The organism is Actinomadura napierensis (genome assembly GCF_039529375.1).
GTDB lineage: Bacteria > Actinomycetota > Actinomycetes > Streptosporangiales > Streptosporangiaceae > Spirillospora > Spirillospora napierensis.
This window is the reverse complement of record NZ_BAAAMR010000221.1, coordinates 1-5702: the sequence shown is the minus strand read 5'-3', so window position 1 is coordinate 5702 and position 5702 is coordinate 1. Positions and strand designations below refer to the sequence as shown.

Annotated in this window: 3 protein-coding genes; all 3 read right to left on the bottom strand. The window is 72.1% G+C overall.

All coding sequences use genetic code 11. The annotated features are described in order from the left end of the window. The coding region (locus ABD296_RS48690; RefSeq protein WP_344285134.1) for a type IV secretion system protein at window positions 1-1708 on the bottom strand (1708 nt) is incomplete at its 3' end. Further along, window positions 1705-4194 (bottom strand): ATP-binding protein, encoded by a 2490-nt coding sequence (locus ABD296_RS48685; protein WP_344285131.1) that lies wholly within the window; start codon window positions 4192-4194, stop codon window positions 1705-1707. The genes ABD296_RS48690 and ABD296_RS48685, both read right to left, overlap by 4 nt. Window positions 4195-4354: 160 nt before the next feature. Further along, window positions 4355-5702, bottom strand: a 1348-nt coding sequence (locus ABD296_RS48680; RefSeq protein ID WP_407061587.1) for a MinD/ParA family ATP-binding protein, incomplete at its 5' end; no start/stop codon positions are given.

Sequence of the window (5702 nt, the reverse complement as noted above, 5' to 3'; positions counted from 1 at the left end):
CCGCCGGGTCGGCCGCCGCGCCGGCGCCGGCCGCCGCGTCCCCCAGGCCTCCCGCGCCGGCCGCCTCCGCGCCCGCGTCCCGCTTGCCGGCCCAGCGGCCCAGCCGATACCCGGCCGCGCCCGGCACCACGGCGCCCGCGACGGCCGTCGTGTTCTTGCGGGCCTCCGCGACCGACTTGTCCAGATGGGCCTCGCTCTTCTCCCGCGACCCGACCGCCGAGTAGCCGACCGCCGAGAACAGGTGCTGGAACGGCTTGCGGTAGATGAACGCCGCGAACGTCACCAGCGCGATCAGCAGGATCTGCAGGCCCCACGGCAGCGTCTCGCCGAGGATCAGCCCGTACGCCCACAGCAGCAGCGCCAGCACGCCGATCAGCGCCGCCTGTTTCAGCAGCATCGACAGCAGCAACTCCAGCCAGCGGACCGCGATCACCCGGCCGATCCCCGGATGGATCCCGATGCCGAGGAAGATCGGCCCGGCCACCAGCAAAAGCAGGAAGGCGATCTTCACCACGATCAGCGCGATCGCGATCACCATGATCAGCAGACCGGCGACCAGCGCCGCGAACAGCCCGCCGAACGCCACCGCCAGCCGGTTCTGCCAGCTCTTGCCCTGGAACAGCGCATACGTCCCGGGATAATCGTCCTTGACGGTCTTGGCGACGCTCTTGTAGTCGTCGGCCTTCGTCCCGAGATCGACCTTCTGGCCGCCGTACGTCTCCGGCAGGTCCACCGCCTGCGACGACAGCAGCTTGTCCGCGTTCTGCTGGACGATCTTCGCGTTCGGGTCGGTCGTGCCGAACTCGCCCTGCAGCCACGGCTTGCAGACCAGCGCCACCCACAGCCCATTGGCGTTGCGGGTGGTGGCGTCCAGGTTCGCCGACGCCATCGGGTCCGGCTTGCCGTCCGGTGGCGGGATGCATCTGCCGCCCTTGGTATCGCTCTGCGGCAGTGCCGCGTTGAACGCCGCGCTCGTCGCCGACGACACCTTCGTGCCGAGCGTGGTGAAGTCCGCGGGCCGCGCGATCAGCCAGATCAGCGCCACCATCGCGGCGACCATCCAGATCACGCCCTCGGTCACCTTGCTCGCCCGCCGGCGGACCAGCCCCCACCAGGCCAGCCACATCGCGCCGAGGATGACCACCCACGACCAGTAGCGCGCGTTGAAGGTCTTGCCGATCCCGCTGATGACCCCGTCGACCGTGGTCTTCAGCCAGCCGAGCAGCGACTCCGACGCGGCGGCCTGGTAGATGCTGATCGTCGTCCGGTCGATCGCCCGGACCAGCGTGAACGTCGTGTTGGCGACGGCGTTGCCCATCATCGCCATCGCGTCCGAGCAGCCCATGTCGACCGCGTACCAGGTCTGCCCGGCCGTGCCGTACCGGTCGTAGTAGGTCAGCTGCTCGGACGGCGTCTTCTGCAGCCTCCCGTCCGGATAGCCGGGCGGCTTGATCATCCCGTCCGTCCCGGACCCGTACGCCTCCGGCGACGGGTTGTCCGCCGGACGGCACGAGTCGTTCGGGCTCGGCAGCGGAATGGACGCGGACGCGGGAGACACCGGGCTGATCATGAACAGCGCCATCATGATCAGCAGCACGGCGGAGCGGCGGCTGCGCGGGCGGCGCCGCCGGGTGCGGGTGCGGCGCAGGTCGAGGCGTTCGCCGGGTGAGCGCTGCAGGCGCTCGGTCCCGGCGCGGGAACCCCTCATCGGCTGACCTCCTCGACCTCGGCCCCCGCTGCGGTGAGTTCTGGTTGCCCGGGATGGGACCGGGTCGGGTTGGTGTCCAGCCAGCGCCGGAGCTCCTCGGAGATGAGGTCGACGCCGATCCGGCCGGCGCGTCCGTCCAGGTCGCGGAAGACGCACTCGCCGTTGCCGAGGTTGCGCAGCACGGCCTTGTGCTCGTCGGACGACTCGACCCCCAGCAGCGACATCACGTTGCCGACCTCGACCCGTTCGGTGGAGCGGAAGGAGAAGACCGACGACAGGCAGTTGGTCACCTGCTCGTTCAGCAGGTCACCGGCGTTCTGCGAGACCAGGATCAGCGCGGTGTTGCGGGACCGCCCCATCCGGGACACCTCCGGCACCAGCTTGGCGCCCTCGGGCGTCGACGTGATCGCCCACGCCTCGTCCAGGAAGATCGCCTTGGGCAGCCGCCGGTCGAGGCCGTGCATCAGCCGCCGCGCGAACTGCGACACCAGGTACATCAGCGCGACGGACAGCCGCTGCTCGTAGGAGTAGTCCTCGCGGGAGATCGTGACGTCGGGAAGGGTGAGGCCGCCGAGGGTGAACACGGTCGTCCAGCCGGCGGTGTCGATGCGCTCTCCGCCGGACGGGTCGAAGCACAGCCGCGCGAGGTGCATCTCCGACATCGACCGCAGCACCGCGCCCAGGTTCTTGGACGCGGGGTCGGCGGCGGCCTCCAGGTGGTCGACGACGCGGCCGAGGGACGGCCGGTCGGCGTTCGCGACGGCGCCGACCGCCTGGATCATCGCGGACTCGCGCTCCTCCGACATCCGGGGCAGCAGCAGCCGCAGCGTCTCGGTCGCCATCGTCTTCTTCGTGGCGAGGTCGTCGCCGAACGAGAACGGGTCGAGCAGGCCGGGCGCCGCGGACCCGAGCGGCAGGATGCGCGCCTTGCGTCCCCGCGACTTCAGCAGCTCCACCAGGGACTCGGCGTCGCCCTTCGGGTCGATCGCCGCGATCGTGACGCCGCGCAGCGCCATCTGGTAGATCAGCAGCAGCGCGAGCGTGGTCTTGCCGCCGCCGGGCTCACCGGTGATCGCGACGGCGGTCGGACGGTTGCGGGCCGCGGCGACGAGCGGGTCGAAGTGGACGATCGACCGGGCCCGGCCGAGCGTCTCGCCGACGTAGGGGCCGATCCAGCCCTCGTTGTTCTCGTCCGTCCGGTCGCCGAGGTCGACGGTCGCGACGGGCATGCCGCCCGCGATGGTGCGCAGCGGCTGCCGCTGCGCGTAGGCGTTCAGCCGGATCTGGTCGCCGGGCAGCGACTCCAGGAACAGCGAGAACTGGTCGCCAGTCGAGTTGACGACGTCGATGCCGATGTCGCGGTAGTGCTCGACGACCGCGTCGACCCGCTGCGCGAGCAGGTCCTCCGTGGGTGCCGACACGATCAGCCGGTGCCACCCGTAGACGAACGGGAGCCGCTCCTTGGTGATGCCGTGCTCCAGCATCCGCGCCGCGTCGATCTGCTCCGCGAGCGCGATCGGCGCCTCCGCGCCCGCCTCCCGGATGTGCTGGTCCATGTCCCGGGCGTGCGCGAGCTTCCGCGAGACGTCCTTGGACGCCTTCGCCGGCGGGATCAGCTTCATCCGCGCGCTGATCTCGACCGGGAACGGCAGCGCGTCCGCGTAGTGGAACCAGGGCTCGCCGTCCGGGAACGGCATCATGTCCGGGAACCGGGCGAACGACAGGTACGCGACGTACGACGCGGCCGTCGCGCCGCCGCCCGCACCGGTGAAGTTCGGCTGCTCGATCCGCAGGTACGAGCGGCCGTTGTGGATGGCGCCCTCGACCAGCGACTCGATCTCGCCCTTCCCCCACGCCCGGCGCGCCACCGCCGACGGCGGCGGATCGGCCAGCGACCCCGTCACCGCGTGCTGGAACAGCCACGCCACCTCCGTCGAGGTGGCGTGCCGGGCGTAGAGGGCGGACCCGCCGAGCGCCCGGCCGATCCGTTCGGCCTGGTCGGTCCAGCGGCCGATCTCCCGCTTGTCGATCGCGTCGTCGTTGACGCCGAGGGCCTTCTCGCTGCGCTTGTAGAACCCGAGGAGCTGCGACACCACCCCGCCGGACAGGTGCGCGCCCATCCCGCGCGGGCCGAGCCGCACCCCGAGGTAGACCTCCTTGGTCCAGAAGTCCTTCGACCACACGTGCGCGTAGGTCTCCTCGAGGTACTCCCGCCACCCGGCGCCGCCGTCGGACGTCTTGTCCAGCGCCAGCGCCCACTCCGCCGCCGGATACGTCCGGTGCGCGATCCGCAGGTGCACCTCGGCGTCCTGCATCCGGATGCCGGCGAGGGCGATGGTGACGTTGGTGGCGAGCGCCTCCCGCTCCTCCCCCGTGGTGAACTCGTAGGACACCGTGGGCAGCCGGAAGTACGCCCAGGCCGCGTTGTCGGTGAGCAGCACGCGGTCGTCGAAGTACCGCACGGCCAGCCGGCTGGCCTTGCTCATGCCGTCCTCCCGACCCTGGTCCTGACCAATGATTCTCCCGATCGGCATGCGGCTGCGAAGGACTGGCGGGGAGAGTGTTCACGGTCCGGGCGGACATCATCGACAGGCGCGCCCGCCACGCTCGCGCCCGTCCGGCCGGCTCGGTGCCCGCGAGGGGCGCTCATCGGGTGGCCTCCTGCTCCTGCTGAAGCTCCTGGTAACGCTCGGGCACGACGGTGAACCCGCCGGCGACCACACCGGCGAGGGCAAGATAGGCACGGCGCGTCGGCGCGCGCAACGATTTCAGCTCGTTGCGCGGCGCGCGGTCCATGCTGAGGTGATCGTCCCACGGGATCCGCACGAGGGCACGGCAACGCCCCCGGGCGACGGCCTCCGCCTGCTCGACGTCGTCCATGCTGCGGCGGCTCACCCCGTTGATGACCGTGACGGCGCGGGACCGCAGCTCCTCGTAGCCGTGCCCGTCCAGCCACTCGAACGTCATCGCCACCGCGCGCGGCGCGTCCGCGCTGGCCGGCGCGACGAGCACGATCTGGTCGGCGTACGGCAGGACCCGCGCGACGATCGCCGCCGCGGTGTCCAGCAGCGTCACCGAGTAGAACTTGTCGATCGTGCGGATCGCGAGCGCGTAGTCGCGGTCGTCCAGCGCCTGCAGCGGGTTCTTCCCGGCCGCGATGACGTCGAGGCCCGACTTGGCCTGCGAGGTGTAGCGGCGCATCGCGGTGAGGCTGCCCACCTGGTCGGCGCGCGTGATCAGCGAGGTCAGCGTCTCGTTGGTTTCGCTGCGCGTCCGCCGCGCCAGCGCGCCCGGGCCCGGGTTCACGTCGATCGCGACGACCGGCTCCCCGTTGTGCTGCGCGAACGTGTGCCCGAGCATCAGCGAGGTGACGGTCTGCCCCGCGCCGCCCGTGCACCCGAGCACCACCACATGGCGCGTGCCGTGGAACGGCTGCTGCAACCGCTGCTCGTACTCGGCGTCGACCTCGCCGTGCCCGCCGCCGACGGCCTGGATCAGGCGCCGCAACCCGCCGGTCGTGACCTCGTGCTCCGGCCCCGGCGGCGTGATCGCCGGACCGGACGCGGGCGGCGCCGGTGGCGGCGGCAGCGGCCTCGGCCGGACCGGCGACTGCGGCTGCGACCGCACCTCGCGCGGCGGCGCCTGCTCCTCCACCGGCTGCTGCGGCACGGGCTGCTGCGGCTGCTCCGGGATCGGCACGCCCTGCGGCGGCACGTCCGCGTACGCCTCCGGCGCCTTCCCCGGCTCGGGGACGGGCGGCCACAGCATGTTGTCGGTGGACGCCGGACGCAGCGGCTTCGACAGCCCCTTCGACCACGGCCGCGGCGCTTCGAGACGCGGCGTCCCGGCGTCCCGCTCCTGCTTGGCGGGCCGCCACTCGTTCTCCTCGCCCGGCTGCTGGCCGGCCTGCGGGCCGCCGAACGCCGCGGGCCAGGACGGGGCCGGGCGCCCCTGGACCGGAATGTCCGGCCGCGTCGCCGCCGGCGGCCGCACC

Coding starts and splice junctions, on each gene's coding strand:
- ABD296_RS48685 (WP_344285131.1), bottom strand. CDS start 4,194: ATGAGCAAGGCCAGCCGGCTGGCCGTGCGGTACTTCGACGACCGCGTG.